This window comes from Microbacterium sp. 4-7 (assembly GCF_014332665.1).
Taxonomy (GTDB): Bacteria; Actinomycetota; Actinomycetes; order Actinomycetales; family Microbacteriaceae; genus Microbacterium.
In genome coordinates this window covers 410,297-427,067 of the sequence record NZ_MCRH01000006.1, presented here as the reverse complement: position 1 = coordinate 427,067, position 16,771 = coordinate 410,297, and the positions used below count along the sequence as shown (strand labels likewise).

The following is a 16,771-nucleotide window of genomic DNA, read 5'->3' as shown; positions in this document are numbered from 1 at the left end:
CGCTCGACCATGCCGATAGCGCGGTCGGTGAGGCCGTCACCGGGATAGAAGTCCTCGTAGTGCTCCTCGACGTCCGCCAGCGTGGTGAGGCTGCACAGGGCGAGCAGTTGGCGGATGTCGTCCACGTCGCGCCCCGGGCGATTGGCGCGGAGCTTCATGGCGAGGAGCGCCTCTTTCGAGGCGACTTGGACGACAACGCTGTCGCGGTCGTAGATCGTCTCCCACTCGACGGGTCGCCGCCCGAACGTGGGCACCGAGTCTGCGTTCTCCACCGCGAAGTTGAACCAGCCGGCGCTCCATCCTCGTCGATCCGCCACACGCTCGGCTGCGGCGAGGACGGCGTCATCGCTTCCGGGGTGAATGTGAAGAGAATCGAGGTCTCCAGTGGTGCGCCGGTCGAAGTACCTGATGACGAGCGCGGCACCGCCGACGAGGCGTATGCCCGCGACTTCACCGGCCGTGTGGAGCTCACCGACGAGGTCACGGAGGCCGGAGATGATGTCGTCGCGATCGAGCGAGTCGCCCATCAGACGCTCGCCAGAGTGTCTCGCCAGACAAGGACGCCACGCTCGAGGAACTCGGCGGGGACGTCCTCGGGGGCTGGGATCGGGTCCGCAGGATCGACGTCCAGGGTTCGAGGCGCCCGGAGCTGTCTGTTCGGAGCGTCAACCCATGCGGGAGAGGGGAGTCCCTCCTCGCCGAGGCGAAGATCCACGAGTGCTGCAAGGGCCGCATCCCACGCGCGGTCGCCAGTCGGCTCCGGCTCGGCGAGGCCGAGGACCCCGCGTACAAGGCCGTGTTCGGAGTCGAGGTTGTCACTCAACTGGATGAGCTCGCGAAGAGCACTGTACTTGTCGCCCGCACGCAGGTACCTACGGATCGCTGCGGCGATGGTCGCCGCGTCGTCCCGCCGCGTGGGTGCGGAATACAGTCGGTGGCCGGTGCCGCTGAGGAAGCGCTCGACGGTGCTGAACTCGGCCTCGCGACCGCTTTCGAATCGCGAGACTCGGCCCTGGTCGACGTTGGTCCGTTGGGCGAGATCCTTCTGTGTGAGGCCGCGGCTCTTTCGAGCGGCGCGCAAGAGAACTGATGCGTTCGTCATGTCGTCCCCTCTCAGAAATGTTTTCAGAGCCATATTCTATCGGGTTTCGAGGCTGAGCGGGACCGACGCAGTGGCGCGGCATCCTGAGGGGTCTGGCGACCCGAGGGATGCCCAGGCTTATGACCCCGCGCTCGCGCGTCGCTTCGCCTGCTCGGTCAGCTCCTCGATCGCCATGTCTCCGTCGACGTAAGACTGGACTCGCCCCACGAGTGAAGGATCCGGTTCCAGCCCCTCAAGGGCCCAGCTCGCCACGGTGTCGTCGACGAGATCATGTCGCCGGATGAACTCGAGCGTCTCTTCGGTCGTGAAGGTCTTGCCTCCGCGTTCGGCGAGAGCTTTGATCCGAAGCTCCTCCATGCCCTCTCGGATCTCCTGGAGACGTGCGAGACGCGCCTGCTCTTGTGGGTCGGTCACGGTGTCTCCGTTCAGGCGACCGGCTCCAGCAGAGTCGGGTCAGTGGGGTCGAGGGTGCGGCTATTGCTGACCTTTCGGTCGACGATGTGTTCGCGGATGGTGGAGGCGACGTGGCTCGAGGTGTGCTCCAGCATCGCCAACGTCTCCGTCTTCCGGTCACCGGTGAGCTTCTCCGGTGTGAGCCAGGCATCCCAGGTGTCGGGCATCAGGAACGCGGGCATCCGGTCGTGCACCTCGCCGCTGGCATCGCGCGCTTCGCGGGTGATGACGACGAAGCAGCGCGACTTCACGCCGTTCGGCAGCTCCATCGACCAGGTGAGACCGGCAGCAGAGAGCAGCCCGTCGCCGTGCAGGAAGTGCGGGGTCTTCGGGGTCTTCTCACCGGTCCACTCGAAGTAGCCGCGCATCGGGACGATGCACCTCGCTGCAGAGAAAGCGGGTGCCCAGAACCCCTGGGCGAGCTTCTCCATGCGAGCATTTATGACCGGACCACCCTTGGGGCGGTTCGCCGGCTTCTGCCAGTCCCATCGCACGAGCTCGAGGATCCGGCCCTCGCCGCGGTCGCGGATGATCGGGGCGTTCTGAGTTGGAGCCACCGAGTAGGCGCCGGCCCACGACTTCCACCAGTCCTCAGGCTTGCCGCCATCGGCGACATATTCTCGGATCAGTTCATCGGTCTTGGCGTCGTTCGCGAATCGGCCGCACATACGAGCGACCCTACGCATCCTCGGTGGCGGCCGCTACGAGTTAATGCTGATGAAGCGAGCATCGGGGAGGGCTTCAAAGCGCGGCGCGGATAGTCGGGTCGCATCGGGGTCGATGGGCTAAGGCTGAAGTTGGGGGGCACCCGAGAAGATTGGACATCGTCTGAGCATCGCTCTAGCGACTGCGGGCATATGCAAAATGACCGCATCGAGAATACCAGCGGCACCGCCTCAGTTGACTCCCACGAGCGCGTGCCACGTTCGTGCCAGAATGCGCACCTGCTGGGAGGGGGCCCGCACTGCAAGATCACAGCCGAGTGCTTCGCCGGACCCCCTCGAAATTCAGAGCGCTGCTCGACTCGGCTCAACATGGCACATTGCTATGCGAGAGCATCAAAGAACTGTGCCATCCATTGCAAATGATCCTCGACGCTGTCGGTCGCGTACATGATGATCTCGCCCCAACCAGACTCGCATCCGCCTGTAATGATCCAGGATTGCGCTAGAGATGTGACGCTCCGCTCCCGATCACTCCGGCGCCCCGCGGTAGGCATCGGCTCCACGCTCATGGCGGCTAGGCGTGAAGCACGCGCGAGCCGCGCGACCAGTTCACGGTGGAGGTCCGGCGAAACCTCGGCCAACGCGCGTGCGGCATCCGCCCACCCCGCTCCGACCAGTTGCCACGGCGCTGAGGAATCTTGCGAGCTCTGCCCGATGTCCGCTGCTGTGTCGGCGATCTGCAGCCGAACCTCGCGTCTCCGAGCCGCCGACATAGCGGGAAGGGCGGCGACAAGCATGGCCAGCGCGCCGTGCGCCCGCTGCCAGTCGCCGGCGTATCCGCGTTCTCGCGCGAAACCGAGAAGGACGCGCGGAAGCGATACTTCCCGCGTCGCTTCGGCTAGTCGCGTGGTTGCCTCTGACTTTCGCCCCGAAAGGAATAGCTGCACGGCGCGTATAGTCTCGACCTTGACGTGGCTCGGCTTGCTCGCTGCACGTGCCAGAGCATGATCGGTGAGGTCGTCGGCGCAGACCAGCGCACTAGCGGATGCTACTCGTGCCCATGCACTCGATTGCGACCAGGGTGTTTCAATCTGATCCACGGTTTCGATGGCACATGCGTAACGTCGATGCATCGTCTCGTGCTCGGCGAGCCTGACCAGCGCGTCGTCGCGCTCAGGGTGGCGAGGAATCCGCAGCGCGATCTCCTTGGCAATCGTCAACGCCCTCTCGGCGAGGGCCGGCGCTCCAAGAGTGAGTGACATACCGGCGACATCGAGTGCGACGAAGCTGCATCGGGCGCTGGCCTCGTCGGACACCGCAGTGATGGCCGCACTGCAAAGGCCAACGGCCGCTTTACGATCGCCGGCGGTCATCGCATGCTTAGCCAGTGCGTGGTGCGCACGCGCCTCTGCCCAGGGTCGACCGAGGGCGCGGAAGAACCGCGCGGTAATCCCAGGCCCTCTTCGACGGTAGAAGTTCGACCCCACCTGCAAGACGGTCACCTCCCACGAACGCTCGGATCGGTGACTTCCGACGGGGCCCTGCAGTCGTATAGCGGCCGCTGTGTCATGCAAAACCGGGACGTCGCCTCCACTTCCGATCGAGTCGAGCAAAGACTCCAGCGGACGCACAATCGTGATGGAGTGCGACTGGGACAGAATCACCCGAGCTGCCCACTCCTCTCTTACTTCGCCTAACGATTCCGTCGCGTTCCAGGTCGACCGTAGGGCGCTCGCCCGTCGATCTGCCCCGGCGATCGTGTCCACGACTCTCCGCTCATACGACTGCTGGACGATGATGCTCTCGAGGTGCTCTTTAGCAATGAGGAGGCGGGCCAACAGCGTCAAGTCATCGTGCGTGGCGGAAGCGAACGACCGCAGAACCTGGTGTATTTGATCAAGTGCCTCGGAGTATCCGCTTCCCCGCGCGACGAGCGACTTGATTCGACCCGGATCAGTCGAAATCTGTGCGGCGAGACTCTGCTCGCCATCTTCAATTGCCATGGCGATGTACGCCGCATCGAGGAAATACGGCGAAGCGAGAGCCCAGTTGTCTCCAGCGATCGCTCGCGCGCCCGCATGTAGGCTCGCGCGAAAGGGGGCCGTCGCCGTCGCGTAGGCGCGAACCCATAAGTCGCTGTCGCGCAGGTCCCGCACGTCATGGAAGGCAGGGACGAGATTGCGGACTATTTGCTCGAGGGTTTGCTCGTGCCCGAGTTCGTATCCGCGACCGATTCGGTCAGAGCGGACCGGGACGAGATTTCGACCGCGCCGACGGTGGATCAGATCTCGGACGCGCACCGTCGATTCCCCCGTCAGGTGAGATAGATCGGCGATTGACAACGGCGTCCTCGCTGCCGCGAAATAGCCCGCTACGCGAGCCCCTGCATCCGTGCGCATCAACTCATCTATCTCAGACGGGTCCACGGCCATCTCGGCCTCGGGGCTGGGTGCGAGGTCAGTCCAGCGGTCGTCGTCCCGCAACCAGTGTCCAGCCGGCACGTCGTCCGGAACAGGAGGATTGGGCCTCGTGGATACGATGACGCCAATACCGAGTGCGCTCATGGCCGCCACGTCCGGGAGGATTCCGGCGATCGAGGCGGCTTCGATGTGGAGTGCTTCATCCTCGTCGAGCCCGTCAACGAGGAGGACGAGGGTGCGTCCATGAAGACGGGTCTGGAATGCGGCCCGTTCCAGCAGCTCACGCCATAGGATCTCGTCCTCGAAACCGCCCCCCTCTGAGGGACCGAAAAGCACGCCGGCCAAACAAGCGAGATAAGCACCGGTGACATGCACGAAAGAACGTCGACTGCTTTGGCCGATCTCACGTGCGCGGACGAAGTACGGGACGATCTCAAGGTCATCCAGTCCATCGCGAGCGACCGTATACATCAGACCGCTCTTGCCTGCTTTCTCCTTGCCGCGCCATGCGACCAGGCGCAGGGAGTTGCCTCGCAGGATCCGGAGGGAATCTACCTCGGTCTCCCGATCAGCGAGGGAGGCGGGTGCACGATCAGCGATGAACCGTCCGTACTCCTGCACGATCTTGTTCGCAGTGATACCGCCTGTTCCGCTCTGAACTTGATGGGCGGAGATCGCATCCAGCTTCTTGATGATCTCGTCAGATGCGCGAAGCGAGGCGCCTAGCGCCTCGACTTCGATAGATCCGTACACAGATGGCCCTGCCTCGATGACCCAGTCGCAGATAGCGCCAGAGACAGCGTCAAGCGATCGTTCCAGGTATCCCCATCCGCGTTCGCCGATCGAGGTGCTGCGGGTGTGATCGCGATCGAATCGACGGACTGCCTCCGTGCTACGCAGGAAGACGGCTACAGTATGCGGCCCACGCGCGGCACCCACGAGCAGTTCGCTGCGGAACGCACGATCGCGCGGCAGGCGTTCAGCAACTTCCTTGAGCACCGATTCCAGCACTCCGACAGCCCAATCAACATCCGCCTCGTAGTCAGTGCCCTTTGCCGAGCCACCGAGTTCACGGCGGGCGATTTCGAGGAACGACGTGACACGACCACGATCGTTCGAATCGATGAGCCCTTTGAGGAGGGCTGAACCCCAGTCGCCGTTGAGGGCGTCGATAACGCGCTGGCCCATGCGCGGATCGCGGTCGGCGTCCAGGCGGAGGAGATGCGATCCCATAGGTGGATCGTACTGGCGTGGCGCGAGAGAATACCGATCTGCTCGCTAGGGGCGGGGCCCGCCACATGGCCACCGCTCCCTCGCGCCATTGCCTGTCGTGATCTCCACGCTCGGACGCTTCGTGGTGACTGCGCTACGCCGTATGTACCCAGGTCCCCAGACGGCCGGTAGACGATTCACCTCATCCTTCATGCGCTGATGGAGAGCGGGGTAGGAATGACTGCCGGGTGTTCGCGAATCTGAACGTTCGTCGACCGATCCAGATGTAACTGCGCTCGTTTTCCCGCGTAAACGAGCAAGAAACTTGATTCCGAGCGCCAGTGACTGCTAGGTTTGAATCAATCCGGCGATGTCGGATTGCACCCGACGGGAACCACGTGGATGGCCCCTCGCCCGTCGCACATTTGAGGCCAAGCCCCGGGCGCAGGTGATCACCAGCGCGTAATGAGCCCCCGGGGTCGACGTTCTGGTGAACAACGGATCGCAACGACGAGGTCCTGGCGGGAAGGCACCGGCAGGTGGCCCGTGAGACATGCAGGTGCTCCTTTCTTTTTGAGAGGAGTGGGCTTGCCTACTCACGTCACATCCCAGACCCCGGCTCGACTCACTCTTCAGGAAGCCGCTGACGCCCGGCGCATCGGCTATTCGACGCTTCGGAAGCGTGTAGCTGATGGAAGCTTGCCTGCGGAGCGCATCGGTCGCCGCATTTACGTTGACCCTGCTCATCTTGACGCGATGGCGGCTCCCGTCATCGGCCGACCCCGAGCAGGGGCGGAGATCGACTCAGCCGTTGCCCGTGTCGTCGCAGCAGCACCGCGCCTTACAGCTGAGCAGCGCGAGCGCCTTGCAGTGATCATCGGAGGTGCGGCGTGAATACACCGTTCCACTCCGGCTGGAAAGCGCACGAAATTAGTGACGCCGGCGGCACGTTTCAAGTATTGATCCGGCGGATGCAGCGGCACGCACCGCCCGCTCACTTGAGCTCGATTGCTGGGGGTCTCCAGAGAAGTGCCCCAGCAATCGAGCCGTCGGGAGCGCAGCGGTCCCTTGATTTTCCGGGGTTCTCGCCGCGGGGTCATAAGGCGCCTATGGGTCCCCGTGTTTATGACCCCGACCCCCTATTGCCCGCGGTGGGCTCCGCCGCCCCGCTCGCGGGACGTGAAGTCGCATTCGGAGAACTTGCCTCTGTGCGATCGATGGGAACTGGTCGGCGCGCGATCGTCGTCGGGTTCGACTCCGAGTTCACGACAGTGGATGGTGTTCGGACGATCGACAGTTGGCAGTTCGCAACGCCCGATTTGGACGATTCGTCGATGATGGTCCAAGTCGTCATCCTTCCGCTCGACGGGCGACGAATCGGGATGCACACCGCTCTGTGGGAAGTCGTCCGCGCTGCGTCATTGTGGCGGTCACCTCAAGTGAGGGCAGAGGTGGATGACCGGGGAGTGCGGCGTAGCACGGTCATCGAGCACGCCGGCGCGGGTTCCGCTGGTGACGCCGCTCGAAGCTGGGCAACGAACCCCGGCGATTGGCAGGCCAGGGCTGCAGCCCTTGCGCCCTGGCGCGTCCCAATCGTCTTGGCCTGTCACTACGGTGCTGCCGATCTGACGTCGTTTCGCGGTGGCGCGAGAGTGACCGATCATCTGACGCGCCTCACGTCCGCTGCCGGCGGCCTTGTCACGCTGCTTCCGTTCCGCCTCCAGAGCGGCGACCAGCGGGGCGATGACTTCGGTTGGTGGCGGTCGTTGAGTGTTACGGTCCGCGACACGATGACGCACGCTCCTGCGGGCAAGCGGACGCTCGCCGCAATCGGCGCGGCCGCTGGCATCGAGAAACTCGAGGTACCGGGAGACCGCATCTCGCGAATGACGGAATATCGTCGCGAGCACTTAAACGACTTTCTCAACTATGGCGTCAACGACGCAGAGATCGTCGTCGAATTCCTCGCCCGCATCTGGGGCGAGGGCATGCTCCCGCCTGTGACTCTCGGTGGTGGTGCGGCGGCGTCGCTCGTGGCGTCGGGATCCGAGTACTTCGGGGTGGCGTCCCCGAAAGAGTTCAGGCTCGCGTTCTCCGGCCTTGTCGAGGATGACGCCGTCGATGTGGTGGAAGAGGGTGACGAGTTGACGTTCTACGCTAAACGCGGTCGCACGCCGGTGGACGGTGCCGCAGCACAGCTGAGCAAGGCTTTTGCGTCCGCCTACCACGGCGGGTTGAACGCGTGTCCTGCGCCGGGGTACTACCCGACGCGAACGATCGACATCGATGCAAAGAACGCGTACCCGACGGCCATGGCACTCGTGCCTGATCTGGATTGGGAAACCGGTGCTATCCGCGACGTCATCCACGAACGGAACTTGAGTACCTCAGATGTGCCGGAGCCGACCACGTCCTTCGTGGCATTCGTCTCGTTCGAGTTTCCCGGTCACGTCTCCTATCCGACTCTCCCCATCGTGGCCGACGGCACGCTCATCTATCCGCGGTCGAGCGAGGGAACTGCGGGGACATGGGTTTGCGGGCCCGAACTCTGGCTCGCGCTCCGGCTTGGCGCGAAGGTGTTCTGTCAGATCGGTTTCGCGGGGCGACCTGCTCACCGTGTTGATGGCTCGATCAGCCTGTCGCTTCGTCATGGCGTGAAACAACTGATCGAGGACCGCGCGACCGCGAAACGACTCTTCGGAAAGGGATCGCTTGAGGAAGAGACGTTGAAGACGGGCGTATGCACGATCTATGGGAAGACCGCTCAAGACGTAGCTGAGCAGCGCTCGTGGGATGCCCATAAGCAGGAGATGGACAACGTCGGTGGCTCCGCGATTTCCAGCCCCTCGCACGCGGCAACCACGACAAGCCTCGTGCGCGCTCAGCTCCTGGCGACGATGAATCAGATCGCCGAACGAGGCGGTCAGGTCTTCTCGGTCACGACTGACGGATTCATCACAGACTGGTCGTCGACCGACGTTGAGAATCTTGATCTCTACGGTCTAGCGACACATCTGCGCGAAGCTCGCAAGGCGCTCACCGGGGACGCAACCATCTGGGAAGCCAAGCATGTACAAGACGATCTGGTGAACTTCACGACCCGCGGGAATGTGTCACTCCGCTCCGACGGCGTGTGCGCTCACAACGGTTTGAAGCCCTCCGAAGGGATCGAGGCCGACAGCCCCGAGGATCGGGAAGAGCTCTTGGTCAACGTGGTTACTCGTGAGGGTCGAGTCGAGAACGCCTACCGTCGATTCCCTAGCTTCCAAGAGCTTTCCAGGCGGGAAGGGCGTAAGGACTTCATCCCGTCGGTTGTCGAACGCGCAGTCAGCATGGACTTCGACCTCAAGCGCCGCCCACTGATGGCATCAATGTCGGGCGAAAGCGTTCCGGTCCCAGACGGATCGAAGCACGAGATGGCGACCTTTCAGACGGCTCCGTGGGACTCCATCGAAGAGTGTCTGCGTGCGCGAGCGATCGCCCGGGAGATCGCGAAAACCGGGTGCCTGAGGACCGTCGACGAGTGGAAAGACTGGCACGTCCGATTCGCTCACGGAAAGGGGCACCGGATCGTCACTCCTCGTCGCGCCGTGCTGATGTCAATCGTGATGGGTCACCGCCAGGGAGTCGTCACCATTCCGACGCTGGCAGATCGCGATCTCAGTCTTTTCGATCGTCTCGACTGGATCGCCCAGTGGGGTCTCGGCACCGTCAGTGAGGGCGACTGGAAGAACGCTCGTCGTCCCGAACGAGCGTCTCAGATGCTGCCTCTCTCGGAACTCGAGCCGTGGCTCTCACGCATGCTGTCCGCGGCTCCTGGCAGGTTGCCTCTCGAGCGGTCGGGAGGTGCGTTGTGACGATTCGTCGACACAGTTGCCGTCTACCCCGCGTAGCGGCCCCCGGAGGGCACCAGGAGCTTCTGACGAGCGAAGCGTGCTCAGAAGTGTATGGGGCTACACCTTCTTCTGACGAGAAGGAGCAGCCCACCCTCCAACGGAAGCACAGGGGTGGGTTGCGGATGAGCGACAGGAGAAGCCCCTCGGGAGAGCCGCCGGAGGCTCCGTGGTCTGTTGCGTCGAGGACGGAACAGACCACGGACGACGTCGAGAGGAACGAAGAATGAGTTACACGATGACGTTCGACGTTTCTCACAAGGTGGGACGCGGAGGGCATGCGAAGGCCTTCTTCAGGCACATCGCGCGAGATGCTGACCAGAAAGCTGGCTTCGTCTTCCCCCAGTCGAATCCGAACATCGTCCCGGAGAGAACTGCTCTCAATATGACGATGGTCAACGACGGTTCGGGTAGCGTGAGGCGTCTTGCTTCCGTCGATGGCCGGCCGCCTTCGGACGAGCTCGATGACTACCTCAAGCAGCGCCTTGAGTCGGTCGGGAGGGCTCTCCGCAAGGACGCGGTCTTAATTCGCGGCGTTGTCCTCCAGCTCGATCCGAAGTGGTTCGCCGAGCACGATGCCTCTTGGCGCGAGAAGGGGCCGAGCAAGGAGTCCTACGCGTACATGGGAGCGGCGCTGGATTGGGCTGTCGCCGAGTTCGGCGCTGACAACATCGTGGGGTTCTCCGTGCACCTAGATGAATTGCATCCGGGCCTGCAGGTGGCAGTTGTCCCCGTAACGGGCGACGGACGGCTCTCCCAGAAGGACTTCTTCAAGGGGCCGGCCGATCTGAGGCGCCAACACAAGGAGCTTCGTGCTGTGATGGCCGAAGCCGGGTACGACGTGGAGCACCGAGTTACGGAACGCTCGAGAGAGCATCTCAGCAGCAGCGAGTTTCAGAGAAAGGCAGATTGGCTCCGGGAGGCTACCGGTGAGTTGGAGAAGGAACGGGAGGCGAGCGATTCGGTGCGGCGGCGACTCGCGTCCAGGGATTCGGACCTTGACGATCGGGAGTCCGTCGCTGTTGAGAAGGAGCGCGAGCTGGCGTCTCGCCGGGCGGCCGCGGAGCATGCAGTTCGAGACGCGAACGAGGCTCGGCGCCAGGCGCAGCTTGCGCAGCGAACAGCGGCGCAAGCGCGCGAGGACGCCGACGCAGAGAGCCAAAGGATGCGAGACATCAACGCGCGTCTGGAGAGCGTCCCCGCGGACGTGGACCGGTGGCTGGACAAGGTGAAGGTTGGCGGTAAGCCTCTTCGCGAGCTCTTCGACGCCGACATGGCGAAAGCACGCAATACCCGGAGGTCATTGGTCGAGATGATGGGGCGAGACATGCGGCCGGATGTCACGAGGTTCGATCGCGAGCGATAACGCAGACCCGCGGCTTGTGGGCGGCTAGTGTCCGCGGAGTGACCACTATGCGGTCACTCCGCGGACACGCTCGATCTAGATGCAGAATCCCGCGCTTACTGACTCTGAACTGGCCATACTGTGACCACGAGGCGGTCACCTCGCGGCCACAACCAGCGGTGGCCGCACCCCTCGCTCGAGAGGCTGTCCACAATATGGTCACCTGGCACCCCATTCGCGGTCACTCGAGGTGCCTGATCCTCAAGCGAGGAGAACGGAATGACCTCGTTGAAGGCAACTCGGCCTTCCACGACGACATTGTCCCTCTCCCCGCCTACGATGACAGCCATGAACTCTCCCGAAGAGAAGTCCGTTCGTCATCGGCGGCAGGCTGAGCCGTCGGCCGCGTCGATGGCCGCACTCGCAGACGCGATCGCGCGACTCAACGCCGACGGCGATTACGTTGCGAGTGTCCTGACCGGTGCCCTTCTCGCGCAGCGACCGGTATCCGACGATGAGGATCCAACACCGCAAGAGGCCGGGTATCTAGCTAGCTCCGGGGCGACCACTCCAGAGGACTTCCAGGACACCTCGAGCCGAGTGGCGCGCGGCAGTCTCCCCGCAGTTGCGGCAAGCACGCTTCTAACGAGCCTGCACCAAAGCATGTCTGCAGAGAGCGCGGCGTTGTTCCTGCACCTCGATGAAGCTTCGCTGGATCAAGCAGTCGAGAACGGTGAGCTTTACGCCGTCGATATCGCCGGGCAGAGACGATTCCCGTCTTGGCAGTTCAGCTTGTCCTCTCCGGGGAAGCTCCTCCCGCACCTTGCGCAGATCATCGCTCTACTGGGGGAGAAGAACTGGGTCTCGGTCTCCGGGCTGATGGCGACGCCTCAGCCGGTCATGGTGACTGAAGGCCGTCAGACGCCGGTTGAGTGGTTCCGAAGCGGCGGCGGGATAGAGGCGCTTGAGCACATCGTCGAGGGTCAGAAGTGGCGCTAGCGCGCTGAGAACTTTGAAGGCACTGGCCCGGGGTATCTGAGAACGAGCATCCGCTTTCAGAAGTCGGATAGGCCCGACGTGAGCTGGATCGCAAGGGCGTTGGCTGGTATGACCTCAGGCTCGACTATTCGTCGGCCCGAACTGGGGCGAGATTTGACTCCGCCCTGCGTTCGATCTCTGGGATCGAGATCGCGAACGCTTGAAGGTTCGGGGCGAACCATTGCGGCTCTTGCAGCTCGCCATCAATGAAGGTCATTACCTCGTATGCACGCCCAGCAACCGGCGAAACCCCCACGACCGGCGAGACGAACACCCGGGTTCGATACGACTTGCCGAAGTACCAGCGGTCGGACTTGTCGCCCGTCGGAACATCGTCACGTCGAGACGATAGCCATCCGCGCATGCGAAGGAAGACGTCGAGCGAATCATCGATGCCGTACTCCCAATCCTCCTCGTCAAGCTTGTACTCGTAATCGGTCCAGTCGTCTGGGCGTTCAGCGCGTTCGATCACGGAGGGAGACTAGCCGAGGTCCACTGGCTTGAACAGTGTTGAGAGAACATACTCAACGAGCTGTGCCTCTTGGACGCGGAACAGTGGGTACATCTACTGGCGCCCGACATCTCCCCCGGGGCTGGGTACATCTACTGGCGTCCCCCCGTCCCCACCCTGGGGAAGCTACGTCTACTGGCGCGGGACCTCCGCACTTTCCGAGTGGGTACATCTATTGGCGCCAGACACGTCGCCAGACGCCCGATGGGTACATCTAGTGGCGCCGGACTCTAGAGCAACGGAATTCATGCGCTTGCCCGCCTGGTCGGCTGCCGCTAGCCACGTCGCCATTCGATGTCGACGCTCGCCGCGACCGCGTCGGATGTTGTTACACGCCTACCGTGCCCTACAGGCTTGATTCGAACGACCATCAGGCCGTCGACGAGGAGTCGGCGCCTAGCCAAGGTGGCTCCATCCCACCAAGCTTCGACATCATCGACGACGGCCAACTCCGCGAAGGGGTCTTCGCGAACAGCGAGAGCGATCTGGTCACTGATTGCCTGGAGTTCTCTCGAGATCTCCGTGAGGCTGTCGTCCGCCTCGATGTCGGTCATCAGGCCGCGAGCGACAAAGCTTGCGATCGACTGGCGGCGCCCCCTAAGCGCTTCCCGCGTCGAGTTCAGCACAGCGATATCGATCGAATCTGAACGCGGAGTGATCAGGTCGATGGCATCTTCTTGCAACAAGCGCGCGACACAGATGTTTGAGACGTACTGGTCGATGATGTCGCCGTTGCGCATGAAATGGCCCTTCGGACACCGGTAAGCGTGATATCGACGCGACGGTGCTGCTCCGCCTCCGCTCTTTCGGGCAGTGGGGTGAGTCTCGCCGCTGGCGGAGCGGACGGCATGCGAGCAGATCGCGCATACGGCGAGACCGGAGAGTAACCACTTTCGCGCGGTCCCGCTGTGATTCGCTTTGACACCGATAAGTCGACCACGGCTCGCGATGAGCTGGTCCCGCTCGACAATCGCCTTCCAGGCGCCCGGCGTGCAAGCATCAAGATCGATTGAGGTCGCGTCAAACTGGCCACTCGGCTGCGCGGGGGGCAGAAGCGCTGCGTAAAGCGGGTTCAGGAGGACCCGTCGAACAGTGGTCGACTGCCAGCGGACGCCCCGCCGCGTCAGTCTGCCAGCATCGCTGAGATCACGTGCAATCTGAGCGAGCGGGGCCCCAGCGAGGAACTCCCGAAAGATCTGCCGAACGTCCTCTGCTTCAGCTTCATCGACTTTGTAACGCGTGCCAGCAGGATCTCGCTCAATGCTCGGCACCCAGCTGTAACCGTGCGGAGGCTTACCTGGTGTCGGGTGACCCGCGATACGTCGCCCCACGGCGTAACGGGCAGCTCTCTCAGTCTTGATTCGGACTTCTCGCTCGGCCAGCAACACGAGTTGCTTGAGCATGAAGTCATCCAGCTCAGTGTCGATGCCTTCGCGGATGACGACCACTCGGATGTCACGCCGCGGCGGCCGAATGTCGAGCACATCGATGAGGCTGCGGGTGATGCGAGAAGTTTCGGTGACAATGACGGTGTCGAACTCGCCAGCATCAAAAGACTTCAGCATCGCTGACCACGCGGTCTTTGGTCCTCGCTCTTTCGAGGCAGACGTGTCGTTATCCTGGTGTTCGGCGACCACTCGCCAACCTCGACGGTGTACCTCCGTGCGACAGTCTTCGAGTTGTTGGGCGATGCCCTGGTCCTCCTCGACTGACTGCCTCGCGTAGATCGCGACCCGGGGCACTCGAGGAACAGCAGAAGTCATACGTCGATCCTGGCAGAGTATGTCTCTAGGCGTTCACGGTGGCCATCGTGGTGATGGCGTACTCGGCGGTGGCCGCGCCACTGTCGTCGCCGAAGAGGGTTGCCGCGCTGCGCCGGGTGAGCGAGGGGATGGTGTTCATGTGTTCCTTCTTTCTATGGGACGGATACGCGGTGCATCCGGTGGAACTCGGCCGTCACAGCGGCAGTGGAGTGGAGGCGAGCACGCTCAGCAGAAGCGGTGCGACGCCGAGCAGCAGGAAGGCCGGGAGAGTGCAGACTCCGAGCGGGATGAGCAGCGTCGTCGAGAGCTTGGCCGCGCGAAGGCGTCCGTCCACCCGTGACGCGTGTCTCTCCTGGCCGGCGGAAGCCCGAAGCAGTTCACCCGCCGGGACCCCGGCAGCATGCGACAGCTCGAGCACCGCGCCGATGCGAGCGTCGTCACCGGTAGACGATGCCGGGCTCTCGGCGACGAGGCGCAGGGCTCGTGGGATCGACGCGCCTCCTGAGAGGGCGACCGCCATGAGCTCGGCTCGCATGCCCGGTGTTCCCGGTTCGGGACGCGCCCGCGTGAGGAGTCGCCCGGTCCACGCGCGCGCCGCGGCGACGAGCAGGAGCCCGGCGACCACGCACCCGGCGCCGGCGGGCGTCCCGACGATGACGCCGACAGTGTCGAAGCCGAGTGCGAAGCCGAGGAAGAGGCCGGCGAACGGCATCCAGAGCAGGAGCTTGGCGGTTCCCGCGGGCTCGGCGAGCGCGATGCGCACGTCGTCCGCGGCGGATGACGCGTCGCGCAGCGTCTCAGCGAGCATCCTCAGCACCTCGGCGAGCGGTGCGCCGACGGTCGTCGCGATCTCCCAGGCGGCCGCGAGGTCACGCCACGCGCCACCCTCCGCTTCGATGGCCGCGATGAGCGGGACGCCGCCATCCACACGGGCGATCACGGACGCAGCGTGACGGTCGCCGATCGAGGCAAGATGGCGCCATGCGACCATCGGCACCGCGCCGGCTTGGAGAAGCACCGCGAGCGTCTGCACCGATGTCGCGGCGTCGCCCCCGGTCTCGACGACCGGACGACGCCATCCCCTCACCACGGCCGCACCTCCTCGATGCTCAGCCGATCCCCGCTCACCGCGAGCTCGCCGGCGTGCGCGATGCGCCTCCGCCCGCCAGGCGCCCTGTCGAGATGAAGGACGATCGTGAAGGCGCTCACAGCCTGGCGCGCGAGCGCCGTGGCATCCATCGCCGCGAGGGCGCCGAGCGCTTCGAGCCGGGCTGGCACGTCGCTGAGACCGCTCGCGTGGAGAGTTCCCGCTCCCCCGTCGTGTCCGGTGTTCAGAGCAGTCAGGAGTTCTCTCACCTCCTCGCCGCGGCATTCTCCGACCACGAGACGGTCGGGGCGCATGCGCAGCGACTCGCGGACCAACCGGGCGAGGCTGATGCCGCCGGCTCCCTCGAGATTCGACTGCCGTGCCTCCAGAGCGACGTGGTGGGGATGCTGCGGGCGCAGTTCGGCGACGTCCTCGATCGTGACGATGCGCTCAGAGGCCGGGACGGCTGACAGCAATGCCGACAGCAGCGTGGTCTTGCCCGTTCCCGTCCCGCCGGTGATGAGGATGTTGGCGCGCTCGGCGACGAGCTCGAGAAGCCAGCTGTGCTGGGCCGCGTCGAAGGAGCCGAGCGCCGCCAGCGCGTCGAGATCGGCAGCGCGCACTCTGGGCACACGGATCGAGAGCGCCGTCCCCGACGTCGAGATCGGCGCGAGCACGGCATGAACGCGGATGCCGGAGTCGAGCCTGACATCGACGCACGGAGCCTGGTCGTCGAGATGTCGACCGCCGAGTCCGACGAGCCCGACCGCGAGGTCGCGGACCTCCCGCTCGGACGCGCTCCACCCGAGCACGGGTTCCGCACCATGCCCTCGGTCGATGAACAGCCCGGATGCGCCGTTGACGAAGATGTCGGTGACCTCCTCGTCTGCGCAGTGCTCGGCGAGGAGGCCGAAGGCGGGATCGACCTGCAGCGGCGAAGGAGCACCCCGGACGGTTCCGTCGACGAGCGCCGCCGAGCCGCGCGGCTGAATGACGAAGGGATCAGGCATGCCCCGAAGCTAGGGCTCACGGCGGATCCGCGGGGTCGCCGCGGCGCTCCCGCGACGACCACTGTGAGCAACGTCTGGACGATGGCATCCGTGCAGAGCGGGTGTGGACGGCGTCAGATCGCGAGCCACAGGATGGGAGCGCTCCCGGCATAGAGATGGGCGGCACCTCACGGGGGGAATGAGATGCCGCCCACGGCGTCCCTCATGGGGGAATCGGGCACGCCAAGGCCAGAATGAGAATTCGGCTGTCGTCGAGTGTACGCAAGGCGACC

Annotated in this window: 13 protein-coding genes; 4 read left to right on the top strand and 9 right to left on the bottom strand. The window is 64.1% G+C overall.

What is annotated here, in order from left to right; translation table 11 throughout:
- The 5 genes from BEP68_RS14470 to BEP68_RS14450 all read right to left on the bottom strand — a co-directional run.
- Positions 1–527: DUF6036 family nucleotidyltransferase (locus BEP68_RS14470; protein ID WP_187250156.1), on the bottom strand; the 527-nt coding region annotated here is incomplete at its 3' end.
- Positions 527–1,102 (bottom strand): helix-turn-helix domain-containing protein, encoded by a 576-nt coding sequence (locus tag BEP68_RS14465; protein ID WP_222839403.1) that lies wholly within the window; start codon positions 1,100–1,102, stop codon positions 527–529. The genes BEP68_RS14470 and BEP68_RS14465, both read right to left, overlap by 1 nt.
- A 117-nt stretch (positions 1,103–1,219) precedes the next feature.
- Positions 1,220–1,516, bottom strand: coding sequence for an antitoxin VbhA family protein (locus BEP68_RS14460; RefSeq protein WP_187250380.1), 297 nt, complete (start codon positions 1,514–1,516; stop codon positions 1,220–1,222).
- A gap of 11 nt (positions 1,517–1,527) precedes the next feature.
- Positions 1,528–2,223: an SOS response-associated peptidase gene (locus BEP68_RS14455; protein WP_187250379.1), complete on the bottom strand. Its 696-nt coding sequence runs from the start codon at positions 2,221–2,223 to the stop codon at positions 1,528–1,530.
- A 377-nt stretch (positions 2,224–2,600) separates the two neighbouring features.
- Positions 2,601–5,873, bottom strand: a complete 3,273-nt coding sequence (locus BEP68_RS14450) for a hypothetical protein (RefSeq protein WP_187250378.1) — start codon at positions 5,871–5,873, stop codon at positions 2,601–2,603.
- A gap of 444 nt (positions 5,874–6,317) precedes the next feature.
- On the opposite strand from BEP68_RS14450, the gene BEP68_RS18450 reads away from it, so the two are divergent.
- From BEP68_RS18450 to BEP68_RS14435, 4 genes are all read left to right on the top strand, one after another.
- Entirely contained in the window at positions 6,318–6,746 is a 429-nt protein-coding gene (locus tag BEP68_RS18450; protein WP_410054842.1) for a helix-turn-helix domain-containing protein, read from the top strand.
- A gap of 257 nt (positions 6,747–7,003) precedes the next feature.
- Positions 7,004–9,709 carry a hypothetical protein gene (locus tag BEP68_RS14445; protein ID WP_187250377.1) on the top strand — a complete coding sequence of 902 codons (2,706 nt, stop codon included), beginning with the start codon at positions 7,004–7,006 and terminating at the stop codon, positions 9,707–9,709.
- Positions 9,710–9,983: 274 nt separating this feature from the next.
- Positions 9,984–11,111, top strand: coding sequence for a plasmid recombination protein (locus BEP68_RS14440; RefSeq protein WP_187250376.1), 1,128 nt, complete (start codon positions 9,984–9,986; stop codon positions 11,109–11,111).
- A gap of 327 nt (positions 11,112–11,438) precedes the next feature.
- A complete protein-coding gene (locus tag BEP68_RS14435; RefSeq protein ID WP_187250375.1) occupies positions 11,439–12,089 on the top strand; it encodes a hypothetical protein in 651 nt (216 codons plus the stop codon).
- Between the two features lie 124 nt (positions 12,090–12,213).
- On the opposite strand, the gene BEP68_RS14430 is transcribed toward BEP68_RS14435, so the two are convergent.
- The 4 genes from BEP68_RS14430 to BEP68_RS14410 all read right to left on the bottom strand — a co-directional run bounded on the left by BEP68_RS14430 (position 12,214) and on the right by BEP68_RS14410 (position 16,499).
- Entirely contained in the window at positions 12,214–12,600 is a 387-nt protein-coding gene (locus BEP68_RS14430) for a hypothetical protein (RefSeq protein WP_187250374.1), read from the bottom strand.
- 314 nt (positions 12,601–12,914) lie between these two features.
- A complete protein-coding gene (locus BEP68_RS14425; RefSeq protein WP_187250373.1) occupies positions 12,915–14,402 on the bottom strand; it encodes a recombinase family protein in 1,488 nt (495 codons plus the stop codon).
- Positions 14,403–14,595: 193 nt separating this feature from the next.
- A complete protein-coding gene (locus tag BEP68_RS14415) occupies positions 14,596–15,492 on the bottom strand; it encodes a type II secretion system F family protein (RefSeq protein WP_285364138.1) in 897 nt (298 codons plus the stop codon).
- Positions 15,486–16,499, bottom strand: coding sequence for a TadA family conjugal transfer-associated ATPase (locus BEP68_RS14410; protein ID WP_053097367.1), 1,014 nt, complete (start codon positions 16,497–16,499; stop codon positions 15,486–15,488). Before BEP68_RS14410 ends, BEP68_RS14415 begins: the two co-directional genes overlap by 7 nt.
- Between the last annotated feature and the right edge of the window lie 272 nt (positions 16,500–16,771).

Coding starts and splice junctions, on each gene's coding strand:
- BEP68_RS14440 (WP_187250376.1), top strand. CDS start 9,984: ATGACGTTCGACGTTTCTCACAAGGTGGGACGCGGAGGGCATGCGAAG.
- BEP68_RS14450 (WP_187250378.1), bottom strand. CDS start 5,873: ATGGGATCGCATCTCCTCCGCCTGGACGCCGACCGCGATCCGCGCATG.
- BEP68_RS14435 (WP_187250375.1), top strand. CDS start 11,439: ATGAACTCTCCCGAAGAGAAGTCCGTTCGTCATCGGCGGCAGGCTGAG.
- BEP68_RS18450 (WP_410054842.1), top strand. CDS start 6,318: ATGAGCCCCCGGGGTCGACGTTCTGGTGAACAACGGATCGCAACGACG.
- BEP68_RS14410 (WP_053097367.1), bottom strand. CDS start 16,499: ATGCCTGATCCCTTCGTCATTCAGCCGCGCGGCTCGGCGGCGCTCGTC.
- BEP68_RS14425 (WP_187250373.1), bottom strand. CDS start 14,402: ATGACTTCTGCTGTTCCTCGAGTGCCCCGGGTCGCGATCTACGCGAGG.
- BEP68_RS14455 (WP_187250379.1), bottom strand. CDS start 2,223: ATGTGCGGCCGATTCGCGAACGACGCCAAGACCGATGAACTGATCCGA.
- BEP68_RS14465 (WP_222839403.1), bottom strand. CDS start 1,102: ATGACGAACGCATCAGTTCTCTTGCGCGCCGCTCGAAAGAGCCGCGGC.